General features: G+C 60.6%; 17 protein-coding genes. 4 read left to right on the plus strand and 13 right to left on the minus strand.

Going from position 1 to position 15,283, the window contains the following annotated elements:
• Positions 1-115: 115 nt before the first annotated feature.
• Positions 116-1,750, minus strand: a complete 1,635-nt coding sequence (locus ACOQFT_RS08745; protein ID WP_421597551.1) for a SulP family inorganic anion transporter — start codon at positions 1,748-1,750, stop codon at positions 116-118.
• A gap of 208 nt (positions 1,751-1,958) precedes the next feature.
• Here ACOQFT_RS08745 and ACOQFT_RS08750 point away from each other — a divergent pair, with 208 nt between their 5' ends.
• The gene (locus ACOQFT_RS08750; protein WP_421597552.1) at positions 1,959-2,831 is read left to right on the plus strand and encodes an S-methyl-5'-thioadenosine phosphorylase; all 873 of its coding nucleotides are present in this window, start codon (positions 1,959-1,961) and stop codon (positions 2,829-2,831) included.
• Here ACOQFT_RS08750 and ACOQFT_RS08755 read toward each other — a convergent pair.
• The gene (locus ACOQFT_RS08755) at positions 2,828-3,700 is read right to left on the minus strand and encodes an alpha/beta hydrolase (RefSeq protein ID WP_421597553.1); all 873 of its coding nucleotides are present in this window, start codon (positions 3,698-3,700) and stop codon (positions 2,828-2,830) included. The genes ACOQFT_RS08750 and ACOQFT_RS08755 overlap by 4 nt on opposite strands.
• Positions 3,701-3,946: 246 nt before the next feature.
• On the opposite strand from ACOQFT_RS08755, the gene ACOQFT_RS08760 reads away from it, so the two are divergent.
• Complete coding sequence (locus ACOQFT_RS08760) at positions 3,947-4,576, plus strand: LysE family translocator (RefSeq protein ID WP_421597554.1); 630 nt, start codon at positions 3,947-3,949, stop codon at positions 4,574-4,576.
• Positions 4,577-4,580: 4 nt separating this feature from the next.
• On the opposite strand, the gene ACOQFT_RS08765 is transcribed toward ACOQFT_RS08760, so the two are convergent.
• Positions 4,581-4,754 carry a hypothetical protein gene (locus ACOQFT_RS08765; RefSeq protein WP_421597555.1) on the minus strand — a complete coding sequence of 58 codons (174 nt, stop codon included), beginning with the start codon at positions 4,752-4,754 and terminating at the stop codon, positions 4,581-4,583.
• Between the two features lie 321 nt (positions 4,755-5,075).
• On the opposite strand from ACOQFT_RS08765, the gene ACOQFT_RS08770 reads away from it, so the two are divergent.
• Complete coding sequence (locus ACOQFT_RS08770; protein WP_421597556.1) at positions 5,076-5,615, plus strand: adenine phosphoribosyltransferase; 540 nt, start codon at positions 5,076-5,078, stop codon at positions 5,613-5,615.
• Positions 5,616-5,783: 168 nt separating this feature from the next.
• Positions 5,784-6,263: a fasciclin domain-containing protein gene (locus tag ACOQFT_RS08775; RefSeq protein WP_421597557.1), complete on the plus strand. Its 480-nt coding sequence runs from the start codon at positions 5,784-5,786 to the stop codon at positions 6,261-6,263.
• A 39-nt stretch (positions 6,264-6,302) separates the two neighbouring features.
• Here the strand turns inward: ACOQFT_RS08775 and ACOQFT_RS08780 are convergent, their stop codons facing one another.
• From ACOQFT_RS08780 to cyoE, 10 genes are all read right to left on the minus strand, one after another.
• Positions 6,303-7,715: an FAD-binding oxidoreductase gene (locus ACOQFT_RS08780; protein ID WP_421597558.1), complete on the minus strand. Its 1,413-nt coding sequence runs from the start codon at positions 7,713-7,715 to the stop codon at positions 6,303-6,305.
• A gap of 38 nt (positions 7,716-7,753) precedes the next feature.
• On the minus strand, positions 7,754-8,572 hold the full coding sequence (locus tag ACOQFT_RS08785; protein WP_421597559.1) for an MBL fold metallo-hydrolase: 819 nt from the start codon (positions 8,570-8,572) through the stop codon (positions 7,754-7,756).
• Between the two features lie 91 nt (positions 8,573-8,663).
• Positions 8,664-9,248 (minus strand): GNAT family N-acetyltransferase, encoded by a 585-nt coding sequence (locus ACOQFT_RS08790; protein WP_421597560.1) that lies wholly within the window; start codon positions 9,246-9,248, stop codon positions 8,664-8,666.
• Positions 9,248-10,510: a M16 family metallopeptidase gene (locus ACOQFT_RS08795; RefSeq protein WP_421597561.1), complete on the minus strand. Its 1,263-nt coding sequence runs from the start codon at positions 10,508-10,510 to the stop codon at positions 9,248-9,250. Before ACOQFT_RS08795 ends, ACOQFT_RS08790 begins: the two co-directional genes overlap by 1 nt.
• Entirely contained in the window at positions 10,507-11,895 is a 1,389-nt protein-coding gene (thrC, locus tag ACOQFT_RS08800) for a threonine synthase (protein ID WP_421597562.1), read from the minus strand. Before thrC ends, ACOQFT_RS08795 begins: the two co-directional genes overlap by 4 nt.
• Positions 11,892-12,569 carry an SURF1 family protein gene (locus ACOQFT_RS08805; RefSeq protein WP_421597563.1) on the minus strand — a complete coding sequence of 226 codons (678 nt, stop codon included), beginning with the start codon at positions 12,567-12,569 and terminating at the stop codon, positions 11,892-11,894. The genes thrC and ACOQFT_RS08805 overlap by 4 nt, the downstream gene beginning before the upstream one ends.
• Before the next feature lie 151 nt (positions 12,570-12,720).
• Positions 12,721-13,536 carry a cytochrome c oxidase subunit 3 gene (locus ACOQFT_RS08810; protein ID WP_421597564.1) on the minus strand — a complete coding sequence of 272 codons (816 nt, stop codon included), beginning with the start codon at positions 13,534-13,536 and terminating at the stop codon, positions 12,721-12,723.
• A 22-nt stretch (positions 13,537-13,558) separates the two neighbouring features.
• Positions 13,559-14,134, minus strand: coding sequence for a cytochrome c oxidase assembly protein (locus ACOQFT_RS08815; RefSeq protein ID WP_421597565.1), 576 nt, complete (start codon positions 14,132-14,134; stop codon positions 13,559-13,561).
• Positions 14,134-14,295, minus strand: coding sequence for a hypothetical protein (locus ACOQFT_RS08820; protein WP_421597566.1), 162 nt, complete (start codon positions 14,293-14,295; stop codon positions 14,134-14,136). The genes ACOQFT_RS08815 and ACOQFT_RS08820 overlap by 1 nt, the downstream gene beginning before the upstream one ends.
• Entirely contained in the window at positions 14,292-15,248 is a 957-nt protein-coding gene (gene cyoE / locus ACOQFT_RS08825) for a heme o synthase (protein ID WP_421597567.1), read from the minus strand. The genes ACOQFT_RS08820 and cyoE overlap by 4 nt, the downstream gene beginning before the upstream one ends.
• Between the last annotated feature and the right edge of the window lie 35 nt (positions 15,249-15,283).

Consider the following 15,283-nt stretch of genomic DNA (forward strand, 5'->3'; position numbering starts at 1 on the left):
TGCCCCCGCCGCCCTTCGGGCGTCACCCCCGGGATATTTGAGGCCAGATGAAGGAAGGATCCCTACTTCATCTGGCTGGAAATATCCCGGAGCACGAGGCAGAGCCTCGCACTGATCAGTGGCCGCCGAGGATACCGGTACGAACCGAGTAATCCACCGCTAGTTCGTAGTCCGGATCGTCATCGCTATCGACCATCAGGTGACCGGCTTTGGTAAGCAGCTTGTGACAGTCGCGGCTGAGGTGACGTAGCATGACGCGTTTGCCTGCGGCCTCATATTTGGCGGCGATGTTCTCAATCGCCTGCAGCGCCGACTGGTCGACCACGCGGCTTTCGGCAAAGTCCACGATCACCGTTTCCGGATCGTTCGGAACGTCGAACAACTCGACAAAGCCATCGGACGAACCGAAGAAAAGCGGGCCTTGAACTTCATAGACCTTGGCGCCCTTTTCGGTCGAAGATTCGCGGGTAACGGCATGAATACGCTTGGCATTGTTCCAAGCGTAGGCCAGCGCCGAGACGATGACGCCGACGACCACGGCAACCGCCAGGTCCTCCATCACTGTCACGACAGTCACCAGGACGATCACGAACGCATCGGTCAGCGGCACTTTGCGCAGGATCTTGAACGAGTTCCAGGCGAAGGTTCCGATCACCACCATGAACATCACCCCGACCAGCGCGGCCAGCGGGATCTGTTCGATAAGGGGTGAAGCGAACAGGATAAAGATCAGCAGGAACAGCGCCGCCGCGATGCCCGCAATCCGCGTACGACCACCGGATTTCACGTTGATCATCGACTGACCGATCATCGCACAACCGCCCATACCACCGAAGAATCCGGTGGCCACGTTGGCAACGCCCTGCGCGATACATTCTTGCGACGCTCCGCCACGCTTGCCGGTGATTTCGCCAACAAGGTTCAGGGTCAGCAGCGATTCAATCAGGCCGATGGCGGCCAGAATGACCGCATAGGGCAAGATGATTTCAAAGGTTTCCCAGGTCAGCGGGACCATCGGGATGTGGAACGCGGGCAGCCCGCCCTCGATCGAGGCCAGATCGCCAACGCGCGGCACGTCCAGGCCAAAGCCAATCACCAGCGCAGCCACGACCAGAATACCCGCCAGAGGCGCAGGAACGATGCGGGTGATGCGCGGCATGACCCAGATCACCGCCATGGTCAGCGCCACAAGGCCCAGCATGGTATAAAGCTGCAGGCCCGAGAGCCACTCACCCCCACCAACGCCGTGGCCGGTGTTTTCCATGGTACCCGGCACCTTGAACTGGCCCAATTGCGCCAGGAAAATCACAATCGCCAGACCGTTCACAAAGCCCAGCATCACCGGATGCGGCACCAGTCGGATGAACCGTCCCCAGTGCATGGCTCCGGCAATCAGCTGCAGGATGCCCATCAGCACAACGGTCGCGAACAGGTATTCGACCCCATGTTCAGCGACCAGCGCCACCATCACTACGGCCAGCGCCCCGGTTGCGCCCGAAATCATGCCCGGACGGCCACCGATCAGCGCCGTGATCAGACCAACCATGAAGGCCGCATACAGACCGACCAGCGGATGCACCCCGGCAACAAAGGCAAAGGCCACCGCTTCGGGCACCAGCGCCAGCGCCACGGTCAGACCGGACAACAGCTCGATCCGCAGGCGCGAGGCGGTCAGCCCCTCATCCGGCACCCAACGCAAATCGGGCTTGGCTATACGATTGGCAAAGCTTGCCAGCATGGCTCGGGGCATGGGACGGTCCTGTCGGTCTGTTTTTTGTTCGCGCGAAAGGGGCCTTTTAACGGGCAAACCCCGCCAGAGATACCGCGTCAGGCGGGACTCTGCTATGCACTGGGCGCATAGCGGACCAGCAGCCAACACAAACCGTTGATGCCACTTGCCAAATCCTCCGGCGCCCCGCAGAAATTCCTCGACGGATTTATTCACGCGGAGAGCAGCCATGACGCAGACCAAAATCGCCATCATCGGTGGATCAGGCATTTATGACATAGATGGGCTGGAGAATGCAGAGTGGGTCACCGTGGAAACGCCTTGGGGTGCCCCCTCGGACCAGATCCTGACCGGGTCGCTGAACGGCGTAGGCATGGCGTTTTTGCCCCGCCACGGGCGTGGTCATGTGCATTCCCCGACCGAAGTGCCTTATCGCGCCAATATCGACGCGCTGAAACGGCTGGGGGTGACGGATGTGATCTCGGTATCGGCCTGCGGGTCCTTCCGCGAGCATATGGCACCGGGGGATTTCGTGATCGTCGATCAGTTCATTGACCGGACATTCGCGCGCGAGAAAAGCTTTTTCGGCACCGGGTGCGTCGCCCATGTCAGCGTCGCGCATCCGACCTGCCCACGCCTGTCGGACGCCTGTGAGACTGCGGGCAAGGCTGCGGGTATCACAATACACCGTGGCGGCACCTATCTGGCAATGGAGGGGCCTCAGTTCTCATCTCTGGCGGAATCCAAGATGTATCGCGAGCACTGGGGCTGTGACGTGATCGGCATGACCAACATGCCCGAGGCAAAACTCGCCCGTGAGGCCGAGCTTTGTTATGCCTCGATCGCCATGGTCACCGATTACGACAGCTGGCACCCGGACCACGGTGAGGTCGACGTGACCGCCATCATCGCCACCCTGAGCGGCAATGCGGAAAAAGGCCGGGCTCTGGTCAAAGGCCTGCCCGATCTGTTGGGAACCGAGCGCGCGCCTTGCCCGCATGGCTGCGACCGGGCGCTGGAATACGCCATTCTGACCGCACCTGAAAAGCGCGATCCGACACTGCTGGCCAAGCTGGATGCGGTTGCGGGTCGCATTCTTTAGTCTGGCTGTTGCCGCAGCGCATTTTGCACCTCGGACCACAGCCCATACGACCAGAGGTCGTTATGGGTTCCGCCGGGAATGACGTGCAGTTGGGCGGTATCCCCTGACATCGACGCCAGCGTTTTGCCATGGTGCAGCGGGATGGTTTCGTCTTCGGTCCCGTGGAAGATCAGGATTGGCACGGTGATACTGTCGATCAAGTCGCGGGTGGCGAACTGATCTTTCATCAGGGCCGAGACCGGCAGAAACGGATAGCGCTCGGCCGCAACATCGACGGTGGCCGTGAACGGCGCCTCAAGCACCAGCAACTGCGCATTCGGGCGTTCCTCGGCGACCGCGGCGGCTACGCCCGTCCCCAGGCTCTGGCCATGCAGCACAATCTCCTCGCCTTCAGCATCCAAACGATCAAACAACTGCACCCCGTCCGAGATCAGCGCCAGTTCCGAGGGCTCACCCCCACTGCCCGGAAAGCCGCGATAACTGGGTGCAAGCAGGCCATACCCGCCGTTAAGGATTTCACGCATACGGTCAGCCCGATCGCCCAGATTGCCGCTTTGACCATGGAAGAACAGGACCGTCGGCGCGCCCTCGGTCGCCGGAGGCGCGGACCAAGCGGTCAACACCACCCCATCGGACATGGGGACCGTGATCACATCCACATCGGCCAGCCCGACTGTCCTGGGGTCCGGCAACTCGCCCGAAGGTTTGTACAACAGCGCGTTCTGATTTGAATACATATACCCCAGAATCCCGGCATAAAACGCACCCCCGATCAGGGCCATCAGGATCAGCACACGCCTTACAGGCCAGATTCCTGACCGTGCGGACTCGGAGAACGTTCCGATGTGATCTGGATGTGTCTGCGCCATTTTCTCCTCCGATCCTCTGGTATCTCTTAGGTTGGAAAGCCAGGTGCGTGTTTCAAGGAAGATGCACAAGCCTTAATTCAATCTTTAACTGTTCAGGCGGAGCAACTTGTTTGCAGCAGCCCTTCGGGACCCGCACCCTTATCCTCTGTCTGAGCTCACCCAAACCAGTACACCCAAGCGATTCACGAAAGGCTTGACCTTGCGACCGCGTCGGGGCTTGGTGAGGAAACAAACACAGGAATCCGCATGTCCATCGACCTTTGGTTGGCCTTTGTGGCCGCATCGACCGCCCTGCTGCTGATCCCCGGCCCGACTGTGCTGCTGGTGCTCAGCTATGCCCTGTCGAAAGGCCGTAGCGTCGCCGTGGCCTCGGCCACGGGGGTCGCGGTGGGGGATCTGGTGGCCATGACAGCGTCGTTGCTGGGCTTGGGGGCGCTGGTGCTGGCCTCGGCAACACTGTTTTCCGTACTGAAATGGGTGGGTGCAGCCTACCTGGTGTGGCTGGGTATCAAACTGCTGCGCAGCGCGCCCTCGGGCGGGTTGCAAACAGTAAAGACGGGGCGCGACGTCACCGCCCGCAGCGTCTTTGGCCACGCGGCCGCCGTCACGGCGCTGAACCCGAAATCCATCGCGTTCTTCATTGCCTTCGTACCGCAGTTCCTGCGCCCGGCCGAGCCTTTGGGTCCACAATTCGCCATCCTGATCGCAACCTTCGTCGGCCTCGCTTGGCTGAACGCCCTGGCCTATGCGCTGCTGGCAGACAGGTTGCGTCGAATTATTGGACGAGCCGGTGTCATCACCGCAATGACCCGGTTCGGAGGGCTGGCTCTGATCGGAATGGGGTTTGCGACCGCCGTGCTGCGCCGCCCGGCCTGAGGACTTAATCCTCGGCGTGTTCCTTCATGAAACCACGGATGAACCGCCGGATTTCCCGCGCGGCTGACGTGTCCAGCTCTCTGCACAACTCGACAAAGGTGTCACGTTCATCCTTGTCCAGACGCAAGACCAACTGACTGTTTTTCTTGGTAGAAATTTTACCGTCTTTCTTAGCCATGCGCCTTTTCCCCGTCCAGTTCTTGATTCTATTCGCGGTGCAATGTATATACACGGCATAGAAATTGTAGGTATCGAGCACCTAACAATAAAAAGGGAGTATGGCAATGAACCTTCATACCGCTCAGGCATTTCTTTTGCGAGACCAGCGCAACTGGCGTAAGCCGCATCTGTCATGGCTGCCCGCCGCGCTCTATCGGTACAAAAGCCTGCCGAACTCTGTTTCACAACATCGCAAGTAAGGCGACGGCAATCTTTCCTTGCAAGGCTGACCCCGATGGGCCAAACACGCCCGCGTGTTTTGACGCCAAAGGGGTTGGCCATGTCCAGAAACAAGTCGGTCAAGGATTACATCCGAACCATCGTTGACTTCCCGCATGAAGGGATCATGTTCCGGGACGTCACCACCCTGTTTGCCGACCCGCGTGGGTTCCGCATGGCAATTGACCAGATGCTCCACCCCTATGCAGGTGAGCGGATTGACAAGGTCGTCGGCCTTGAGGCGCGCGGTTTCATCCTCGGTGGCGCGATTGCGCATCAGCTGAGCGTCGGCTTTGTTCCGATCCGCAAAAAGGGCAAACTGCCCGGCACCACCATCAGCCAGGACTATAAACTGGAATATGGTGAGGCCATCGTCGAGATCCACGATGACGCCATTCAACCGGGCGAGAAAATCCTGGTCGTCGATGACCTGCTGGCCACCGGAGGCACCGCCGCCGCCGGGATCAAGCTGATCGAACGGCTGGGCGGTGAGATCGTCTCGTGCTCCTTCATCATCGACCTGCCGGAACTGGGCGGCCGTAAGCTTCTGGAAGAGATGGGCATGGACGTGCATGTTCTGTGCGAATTCGAAGGCCTTTAGGCGCCCTGCCTTCACAAGATTGTGAGTGGAAATCCGGCCCTGCGCGGGCTTAGCGCGACGCGGCGCAATATCAACCCCGTCTCATTGAGACATTCAGTGATCTTGTTGCGAAGATTACCCGTACCCCTGATGATGCCGCCTGAGGCATTTCAACAAGGGATTTGTATCATGTTCCGCAACCTCGCCATTGCTGGCGTGACCAGCGCACTTCTTGCCTCCACCGCCATTGCCGGCGACAACAAAGACATCGTCGACACCGCCGTCGGCGCTGGCAGTTTCGAAACTCTGGTCGCAGCCGTGCAGGCCGCTGATCTGGTGGACACGCTGAAAGGCGAAGGCCCGTTCACCGTATTTGCTCCGACGGATGAGGCGTTCGCCGCCCTGCCCGAGGGCACGGTCGAGACGCTGCTGATGCCCGAAAACAAGGACCAACTGGTCGCGGTGCTGACCTATCACGTGGTGCCGGGCAAAGTGATGTCGGGCGATCTGTCCGACGACATGACTGCCGCCACGGTTCAGGGCGGAGACATCACCATCGATCTGGATAACGGCGTGATGGTGAATGACGCCAACGTCGTGCAGGCCGATATCGAAACCTCGAACGGCGTGATCCACGTCATCGACAAAGTCATCCTGCCGGGTTCGTAACTGCCCCGGCGCGGCCCGGCACAGCCACGGGCCGCGTCTTTACCTCAGAACCGCGCCCGGGTTCATGATCCCCAAAGGATCCAACGCGGTTTTGATGGCGCGCATGGCCGCCAGTTTTGTCGCATCCCCGTATTTCTCAAGATCACCGGTCTTAAGCCGCCCGACGCCGTGCTCGGCACTGACGGACCCGTGGAATTCGTTCACCAAATCATGCACGGCATGTTTCACAGCCTGCCGCTGTCCATCGAATTCCGACCGGTTCTGGCCCAGCGGCGGAAACACGTTGTAATGCAGATTGCCATCCCCCAGATGCCCAAAGCAGTTGATACGGAACGGGCCAAGCGCCGCCACCACTTCGGCACCACGCTGAATGAACTCGGGAATCCGCGAGATTGGGACCGAGATATCATGGCTCGACACCGACCCGATCAACCGGTTCGCCTCGGGGATACGTTCACGAACGGCCCAGAGGTCCATGCGCTGTGCCTCGCTCTGCGCGATGACCGCATCACCAACAAGACCCGCCTTGTCCGCTGCGGCGTAGAGCGTTTCCAGTGCCTCTGACGGTGATTGCCCGGAAAACAGCCCCAATTCGATGAGCACGCACCATTCGGGCTGGGTCGTAAAGGGTTGTCGCACATCCGGCAGCACCTCGGTCAGGAAGTGCAGCCCCTGCCGGTGGATCAGTTCAAACGTGCTGACTGCATCCCCCAACTGATCCCGCGCCAGCGCCAGCAACTCGATGGCCGCCTCGGGCGAGGTGACCTGCAACATCGCAGTCCCCACCGCTTCGGGTCGCGGAAACAGATGCAGCGAGGCCGCCGTGATGATCCCCAGCGTGCCCTCGGAGCCGACCAGCAGGTCACGCAAATCATACCCGGTGTTGTCCTTGCGCAGACGGCTAAGCCCGTGCCAGATCTCTCCGTTCGGCAAAACCGCCTCTAGCCCCAGACACAGATCGCGGGCATTACCATAGCGCAGCACGTTTACCCCGCCCGCATTGGTGGCCAGGTTCCCACCGATCCGGCAAGACCCCTGCGCCGCCAACGCCAAAGGAAACAGCCGGTTGGCGTTCTCAGCGGCGGCCTGCACATCGGCCAGTATCGCGCCCGCCTCGGCGATCAGAATGTTCTCGGTCGGGTAAACCTCCCGGATCGCCGTCATCCGCTCCAACGAGATCAACAGGGGCGCAGGACCATCGGGCATGACCTGCCCGCCAACCAGCCCGGTGCCGCCGCCGTAAGGCACCACCGGCACCCGCGCGTCTGATGCCAGCCGCACCAGCGCCGACACGTCGTCGACCGTGCGCGGCAGGGCAAGCAGCCCCGCGTGCCCAGCAAACCGGCGGCGCGGTTCTTCCAGATATCGCTCGGTGACGGGGCGCAGGATATCGTCCCCCATTTCAGAGCGGATCAGTTTGGCAAGGGTCTCATCGGCAGGATTCAGTGTCATACCCATTCCTTGCCCAAGCAGGCATGTCCCCACAAGCCCTATTCCAATTCAATGAGATAGCGCGGCTCAAGCACCACCACCGTGGGCCGGTTCGGCAGCGTCTTCAAAGAAACGACCAGTTCCGACACCCCGTTTCGTTTAATCGGGAAGTCATTTCGGATATCGACCAGGAATCGGTCCAGCGAAAAGCCTGAAAACCAATGCATCGGAATAATCACCGAGCTTTGCAGCCGCTTCAGAACCGAAATCATGTCAGGCAGCGGCATGGTCGTGCCGCCATCCACCGCGGCCATCACCACATCCAACCGCCCCAGAGCGGCGAACTGTTCGTCCGAGGGTACATGGTGCAGGTGACCCAGATGCCCGATGCACAGCCCTTCGATCTCAAACACAAAGATCGAATTGCCGCGCTCTTCGACCCCACCATAGGGGGACCGAATATCGGTCGAGACATTGCGCACCAGCATCTCACCCAGATCGAGGTGATGCTCGATCCCCAGCCCGAACTCTCCCCATCCGGGCAGCACATGCGGAATGGCCGGATCGGGATGGGCCGTCCAATGGGTGCTGTGGGCGTGGTTCATGGTGACCACGTCCGGGATCAGATCGGCGCTGCCGATAAATCCGGTGAAATCGGTCACCGCGTTCAGCCCGCCCTGCGTCTGGATCAGAAACGAGGCATGGGCGATATAGCTGATCCGAACGGAATACTTCGGGATCGGGTCCGTCCACGCGGCTTTGTGAATGTACTCAATCCCCGGCGCGGCATCCGCGATGGCGATACAATGGCTCGGTGGCCGCTCCTGCGTTGCGGCCCCGCCCGAAATCACCATCAATGCCGCAACAATCCAGCGCATGGGGGAAGTGTAGCGCAGAACACCCCCAAGTCATGCCCCTTGTTCAACTGGCTGCCAATATCTTGGGGGAGTCGCGGCCCGCGCCATGCCACTAACCCGCGTCGGTTTTCCCGCGCCGATCCGATCGCAGGCTGGCGTACAATACATGCGTCCGCCAACGACCGTTAATCTGCAAATACGACTGCGCGACGCCCTCGTATTTGAACCCCGAGCTTTCCAGCAACCCGCGCGAAGGCTTGTTTTCGGGCAGGCAAGCGGCCTCGATCCGGCTCAGGTCCAGACGGGTAAAGGCGTGGTGCACCACGGCCCCGATCGCCTCGCGCATATAGCCGTTGCGGGCAAAGGTCTCACCGGTCCAGTAGCCCAGCGTCCCCGCCTGCGCCGGGCCGCGGCGGACGTTGTCCAGGGTTATAGCGCCCAGCAACACATCGTCAGATCGGCGGAACAGGAACAAAGGGATCGCGGTACCGCTGGAAACCGACCGCTGCGCCCAATAGACCCGATTGGTAAAGGATTTCCGGCTCAGGTGATCCTTGGCCCAGACCGGCTCCCACGGGGTCAGGAATTCCTTGGACGCACGCCGCAGCGCTGCCCAGTCGTTAAAGTCGGAGTGCACGGGCGGGCGCAAGCTCAGGCGCTCGGTTTCGAGTTTCAGCTTGCGTCTGCCCAGAAGCATCACGCCGCACGCCTCTCCTGCAGTTCCGCCAGCGTCGGCGCGCCCGAAACCGGACCATAAAGCGCCAGCGCCGCCGGGGCCTTGACGGCCATGTCTTCGGCAAAGGCGCGCACGTCCTCGGTGCTGACCGCATCGATCTTGGCGACCGTATCCTCAAGCGAGGGCACCCGGCCCCAGATTTGCACCAAGCGCGCCAGTCGTTCTGCCCGGTTCGACGGGCTTTCCAGCCCCATCAGCATCCCGGCCTTCATCTGCGCACGGGCACGCGCGACCTCTTCGGCGCTCATGTCTTCGGCGGCGCGCTTCATCTCATCGATGGTAATGGTCGCCAGCTCCGCGACCTGATCGGCCGAGGTCCCTGCATAGATCGTCGTCGTTCCGGTATCCGCATAGGCCCCGGTCTGGGCGAAAATCGTATAGCAGAGCCCACGCGTTTCACGCACTTCCTGAAACAGGCGCGAGGACATGCCGCCGCCCAGAGCGGTCGAATAAATCTGTGCCGTATAGATCGCATCATCGCGATAACCGGGGCTTTCCAGCGCCAGCGCAAAATGAGCCTGTTCCAGCTCTTTCTCCTGCCGGGCTTCACCACCGGTGAACTGCGCCGCTTCGGGGATCAGGCTTTTGCGCGGCTTTAGATGGCCAAACATCTCTTCGGCCATTTTCATTAGCGCGTCGTGATCCACAGCGCCTGCGGCCGACAGGATCATCTGTTCCGGACCGTAATGTTCCGCAACAAACCCAGACAGGTCCTCACGCGAGAACGCGCTAACCCGCTCGGTCGGGCCAAGAATGGTGCGGCCCAGGGGCTGATCGTGATAGCTCTGCTCCTGCAGCCAGTCAAAGATCACGTCGTCGGGCGTGTCATAGGCCTGTCCGATCTCCTGCAGGATCACGCCGCGCTCGACCTCGATTTCACGCGGATCGAAGATCGGGTTCAGAACGATGTCGCCGATCACGTCCATCGCAAGCGCCACATCGTCTTTCAGCACCCGCGCATAGTAGGCCGTGACCTCGCGCGAGGTGTACGCGTTGATATAGCCGCCCACATCCTCGATCGCTTCGGCAATTTGCAGCGCGGACCGCCGCTCGGTGCCCTTGAACGCCATATGCTCAAGGAAATGCGCGATGCCGTTCTGCTCGATCCGTTCATGCCGCCCACCCGCGGTCACCCAGATGCCGATGGCCGCCGATTGCAGCCCCGGCATATGTTCACTGACGATACGAAATCCGTTCTTCAGTTGGTCTTGTCTGACTGTCACTCAGCGATGTGCCTTCTGATATGATCCTCTAGGGCGCCCAGATCATTGGCAATGCGGGTCACCCGTTCCGGACGTTCATACAGATCAGACATGCGGGAGGGAAGAGGCGGATGCACGTCGCTTGCCTTCTCGACCGCTGCCGGGAATTTCGCAGGATGTGCAGTGGCCAGAGTGATCATCGGCACATCCGCTGCGCGATGCTCTTCCGCGACCTTGATGCCGATGGCAGTGTGCGGGCAAACCAGCTCGGCGCTATGGGCGAGCGTTTCTTTGATCGTCTCCAGAGTTTCATCCTCAGACACGCGGCCCGAGTCAAAGCTTTCGCGCAGCGCTTCCATTGCGCCCTGGCTGACGTTGAAGCCGCCATTCTTGAGCTCATCCATCAACTGCGCGACCGAGCCGCCGTCCTCGCCATAGGCATAGTACAGAGCACGTTCAAAGTTCGAGCTGACCTGAATGTCCATCGATGGGCTGATCGAGGGGATGGTGTCACCCTTGAAATACCCCTCACCCGATAGGCAGCGATGCAGGATATCATTCTGGTTGGTCGCAACCACCAGACGGTCGATGGGCAGGCCCATGCGTTTGGCCAGATAGCCCGCAAAGATGTCGCCGAAGTTCCCGGTGGGCACGGTAAAGCTGACCTTACGATGGGGTGCGCCAAGGCTAACGGCCGCCGAGAAGTAATACACGATCTGCGCCAGAACGCGGGCAAAGTTGATCGAGTTCACACCCGCCAGTTTCACGTCATCGCGGAAGTCGAAATCGTTGAACATATCCTTCAGCGCGGCCTGACAATCGTCAAAGTCTCCATCCACAGCCAGCGCGTGCACGTTGCTTTCCGCAGGTGTCGTCATCTGGCGACGCTGCACCTCAGACACGCGGCCATGCGGGAACAGGATGAACACGTCCACCGCGTCCAGCCCGCGGAAAGCCTCAATGGCTGCCGAGCCCGTGTCACCACTGGTCGCACCCACGATTGTCACACGATCCCCGCGCCGTTTCAGGGCCACCTGAAACAGCTGGCCGATCAGCTGCATGGCGAAATCCTTGAACGCCAGCGTCGGACCGTGGAACAGTTCCAGCAGGAAGTGGTTCTCGTTCAACTGCTTCAACGGCGCGCGGGCGTCATGGCCGAACCCTTCATAGGCGCGGGCGATGATTGCCTTGAACTCATTCTCGGCGAACGAGCCGCTGACATAGGGCCACATCACCCGAAACGCGATTTCCTCGTAGGGCAGACCGGCCAGAGCCGCAATCTCATCCTGCGACATCACCGGAATCTCGGCGGGCAAGTACAGGCCACCATCGCGTGCCAGCCCAGTCAGCATCGCCTCTTCAAAGGTCAGTTCGGGCGCTTGCCCACGGGTCGAGATATATTTCATTGCGCTTCACTCTCAGTACGGGCGCCGCTGCGCCAAAGGAAATAACCGGTCATCGCAGCCCAGACCAGAGCCAGGCCAAACCATGTGATTGCGTATTGCAGGTGATCATTCGGAATCCCCGCCGTGTCTACTGGCAGAGGCGTCACATTTGGATCGGTCTGCGACCGGGCGATCAACAACACCGGCTCAGCCCCCAGCGCGGCAGCCAGGTTGGGGACATCGCGGGCGAACCAGATGTTGTCGTCGATATCAGGCGCAGGCGTGTAGCTGTCAATTTCATCGGGCCAGTGCAGGTTACCGGTCACCTCCATCGGCCCCGCCAGACGCTCAGCCTGTTTTGCGGTTGTGGGTACAAAGCCCCGATCCACAAGGATGGTCCGGCCTTCCGTGCTGAAGGGCTGGATGATCCGATACCCTGCCCCGACCTGTTTGACCGAGACCAGAACGTGGATTTCGCCCGACTCCATCTCTCCCGAGACGATGACAGGCCGGTATTTGTCCACAGCCTCCGAGACCTGCGGCGGCAACGCGATCGGGTCCGCGGAGATGCGGCTTTCGATCTCAGCCAACACTCCTTGTTTCCACGCCAGCCGCTGCACCTGCCAGACGCCCAGCCACAGCAGCACGCCCAGACCGGCAAGGCCGAAGATCAGCAGAAACAGAGTGCGGCGCATGACAGAGCCTCGTTGCAGGAACCGGCGTCTTGTTAAGTGTGGAGCGGACAGAAATGCAACCACGCAATTGTACGGGGCGCAATCTTGCGCCCCTGATAGTGAAAAAGCCGCCTCTAAAGGCGGCTTTTGCAATTGAACAGTCTGGCCAGCGTTACATCAGCGGCGCCTGACCCCAGATGTAGACGGCAAAGAACAGGAACAGCCAAACGACGTCCACGAAGTGCCAATACCAGGCGGCGGCTTCAAAGCCGACGTGCTTTTCAGGGGTAAAGTCACCGCGCAGCGCCCGGATCAGACAGACAGACAGGAAGATCGTCCCGATGATCACGTGGGCACCGTGGAAACCGGTCGCCATGAAGAAGTTGGAATAGAACTGGTCGCCGCCGAATTTCCATCCGTCATGGGCCAGCAGCTCATAGTATTCAAAGCCCTGCAGGAAGGTAAATGCGATGCCCAGCGCGATACCGATGGTCAGCCCCTGGACCAGTGCGCGCCGGTCATTGCCATGCACCAGCGCATGGTGCGCCCAGGTGATGGCACAGCCCGACAGCAGCAGCACCAGCGTGTTGATCAGCGGCAGGTGAAACGGGTCAACCGCATGGATATCCGGCTGGATGTATTCGGTGCCGGCATAGTCGTACATGGGGTACATGCGATGTTTGAAGAACGACCAGAACCAGGCAAAGAAGAACATCACCTCGGACATCACGAACAGGATGAACCCATAACGCAGGCCGATACGGACAACCGGCGTGTGATCCCCGGCGCGGCTTTCGGCCACCACTTCGGACCACCAGGCGAACATGGTGTAAAGAACCGCAACCAGTCCGGCCCAGAACATGAACGAGGTAATGCCGTGCATCCAGAGGACAGCTCCGAACAGCATCACAAAGCCGCCGACCGCGCCGAATAGCGGCCAGATCGACGGGGTCAGAATGTGATAATCGTGGTTTTTAGCGTGTGCCATCAGCGTCCCTCACCTACAGGCGTTAGTTCGTGTTTGTATCTGCCTGCGCTTCAAGGGCGGCGTAGCCCTCGGGCAGGTCTATTTCATAAAATGTATACGACAGAGTGATCGTATGCACATACTTGGCTTCCAAATCCTCGACCATTTCAGGATCGACGAAGAAAGTTACCGGCATCTGAACCCGTTCACCGGGTTGCAGCACCTGCTCTTCAAAGCAGAAACAGGCGATTTTCTGGAAATACCCTCCGGCCGAATAGGGCGCGACGTTATAGGACGCCTGCCCTGCGATCGGGCGGTCGGTCGGGTTGTAGGCCTCATAGAAGGCCAAACCGGTCTCACCAATGCGCACGTCCATCTCGCGCTCGACCGGCTTGAACTCCCAGGCCATATCCTTGGCTTTCGAGGCATCGAAACGGACGGTCACGGTGCGGTCCAGAATATCCTCGGGCGCAGTCGCAGCCACGCCGGTGGTGCCACCAAAACCGGTGACACGGCAGAACCAGTCGTAGAACGGGACAGAGGCCCAGGCCAAGCTGCCCATCAAGACAACCACACCCACCGTCTGCGCCACCGTTTTCTGCGGACCGGTCAATGCCATCAGTTCTGCACCTCCTGCGCCGGCGCACCCAGGCTTGTGCCCGAGACCTTGACGATGGTCAGACCGAAGATGATCACGATGAAGGCTGCCAGTGTCAGGCCGACCCCCAGATTGCGGCTAAAGCGGCGTTCGTGCAGTTCGTGACTTTTGCGCAGGCTCATGACCACCCTCCCAAGCCGTAGGGTTTCAGCAGCGCTTCGGCCAGAATCGCACCGAAGTGCAGGAACAGGTAGAGCAGCGACAGCTTGAAGAATGAACGCTCGACCCTGAAATTGTCCGCCTCAGCATCGTCTTCGGTCCGGCGCGAAATCTGCCACGCACCGCGCAGGAACAAGGCGTTCATCACCACCGCTACGGTCAGATAGATCGGGCCACCAATGCCCGAGAACGCGGTGCCAACCGCCAGCGTCGCCAGCAGCGCAGTATAGATCAGGATATGCCAGCGGGTCGCGCGGCGTCCGTGGGTCACGGTCAGCATCGGCACGCCCGCATCGTCGTAATCCGAGCGCATGAACAGCGCCAGCGCCCAGAAATGCGGCGGCGTCCACATGAAGGTCAGGGCGAACATCAGCCACGGTTCCAGCGTCATCGACCCGGTGGCCGCCACCCAGCCGATCACCGGCGGGAAAGCCCCTGCGGCACCGCCGATCACGATGTTCTGCGGCGTCAAACGCTTCAGCCACATCGTGTAGACGACAACGTAGAAAAAGATGGTGAAGGCCAAGAACGCACCAGCAAACCAGTTCGTCGCCAGCCCCAGCATGATCACGGACAGGCCCGACAGCGCCAGTCCGATTGCCAGTGCTTCGCCCTCTTCCACCTTGCCGGATGGGATCGGGCGGCGCTTGGTGCGTTTCATCACCTTGTCGATATCCGCATCCCACCACATGTTCAGCGCGCCGGAGGCGCCGCCACCAATGGCAATGAACAGGATCGCGCAGAAGCCTACAAACGGATGCACCGGAACGGGCGCTGCCAGCAGACCGACCAGCGCCGTAAACACGACCAGAGACATCACGCGGGGCTTCAACAGGGCGAAATAGTCGCCAAAGCTGGCCTCGTTCGCGTGCGCCGCGGCGGTCACAGTGCTGGCATTGATGCTTGCGTCGCTCATATCCGGTCCTTCTGGGGCGAAAACTGCGCGGTCGC

It is taken from the genome of Ruegeria sp. MALMAid1280 (genome assembly GCF_049195285.1).
Classification (GTDB): Bacteria; Pseudomonadota; Alphaproteobacteria; order Rhodobacterales; family Rhodobacteraceae; genus Ruegeria.

Coding starts and splice junctions, on each gene's coding strand:
- ACOQFT_RS08745 (WP_421597551.1), bottom strand. CDS start 1,750: ATGCCCCGAGCCATGCTGGCAAGCTTTGCCAATCGTATAGCCAAGCCC.
- ACOQFT_RS08750 (WP_421597552.1), top strand. CDS start 1,959: ATGACGCAGACCAAAATCGCCATCATCGGTGGATCAGGCATTTATGAC.
- ACOQFT_RS08755 (WP_421597553.1), bottom strand. CDS start 3,700: ATGGCGCAGACACATCCAGATCACATCGGAACGTTCTCCGAGTCCGCA.
- ACOQFT_RS08760 (WP_421597554.1), top strand. CDS start 3,947: ATGTCCATCGACCTTTGGTTGGCCTTTGTGGCCGCATCGACCGCCCTG.
- ACOQFT_RS08765 (WP_421597555.1), bottom strand. CDS start 4,754: ATGGCTAAGAAAGACGGTAAAATTTCTACCAAGAAAAACAGTCAGTTG.
- ACOQFT_RS08770 (WP_421597556.1), top strand. CDS start 5,076: ATGTCCAGAAACAAGTCGGTCAAGGATTACATCCGAACCATCGTTGAC.
- ACOQFT_RS08775 (WP_421597557.1), top strand. CDS start 5,784: ATGTTCCGCAACCTCGCCATTGCTGGCGTGACCAGCGCACTTCTTGCC.
- ACOQFT_RS08780 (WP_421597558.1), bottom strand. CDS start 7,715: ATGACACTGAATCCTGCCGATGAGACCCTTGCCAAACTGATCCGCTCT.
- ACOQFT_RS08785 (WP_421597559.1), bottom strand. CDS start 8,572: ATGCGCTGGATTGTTGCGGCATTGATGGTGATTTCGGGCGGGGCCGCA.
- ACOQFT_RS08790 (WP_421597560.1), bottom strand. CDS start 9,248: ATGCTTCTGGGCAGACGCAAGCTGAAACTCGAAACCGAGCGCCTGAGC.
- thrC (WP_421597562.1), bottom strand. CDS start 11,895: ATGAAATATATCTCGACCCGTGGGCAAGCGCCCGAACTGACCTTTGAA.
- ACOQFT_RS08805 (WP_421597563.1), bottom strand. CDS start 12,569: ATGCGCCGCACTCTGTTTCTGCTGATCTTCGGCCTTGCCGGTCTGGGC.
- ACOQFT_RS08810 (WP_421597564.1), bottom strand. CDS start 13,536: ATGGCACACGCTAAAAACCACGATTATCACATTCTGACCCCGTCGATC.
- ACOQFT_RS08815 (WP_421597565.1), bottom strand. CDS start 14,134: ATGGCATTGACCGGTCCGCAGAAAACGGTGGCGCAGACGGTGGGTGTG.
- ACOQFT_RS08820 (WP_421597566.1), bottom strand. CDS start 14,295: ATGAGCCTGCGCAAAAGTCACGAACTGCACGAACGCCGCTTTAGCCGC.
- cyoE (WP_421597567.1), bottom strand. CDS start 15,248: ATGAGCGACGCAAGCATCAATGCCAGCACTGTGACCGCCGCGGCGCAC.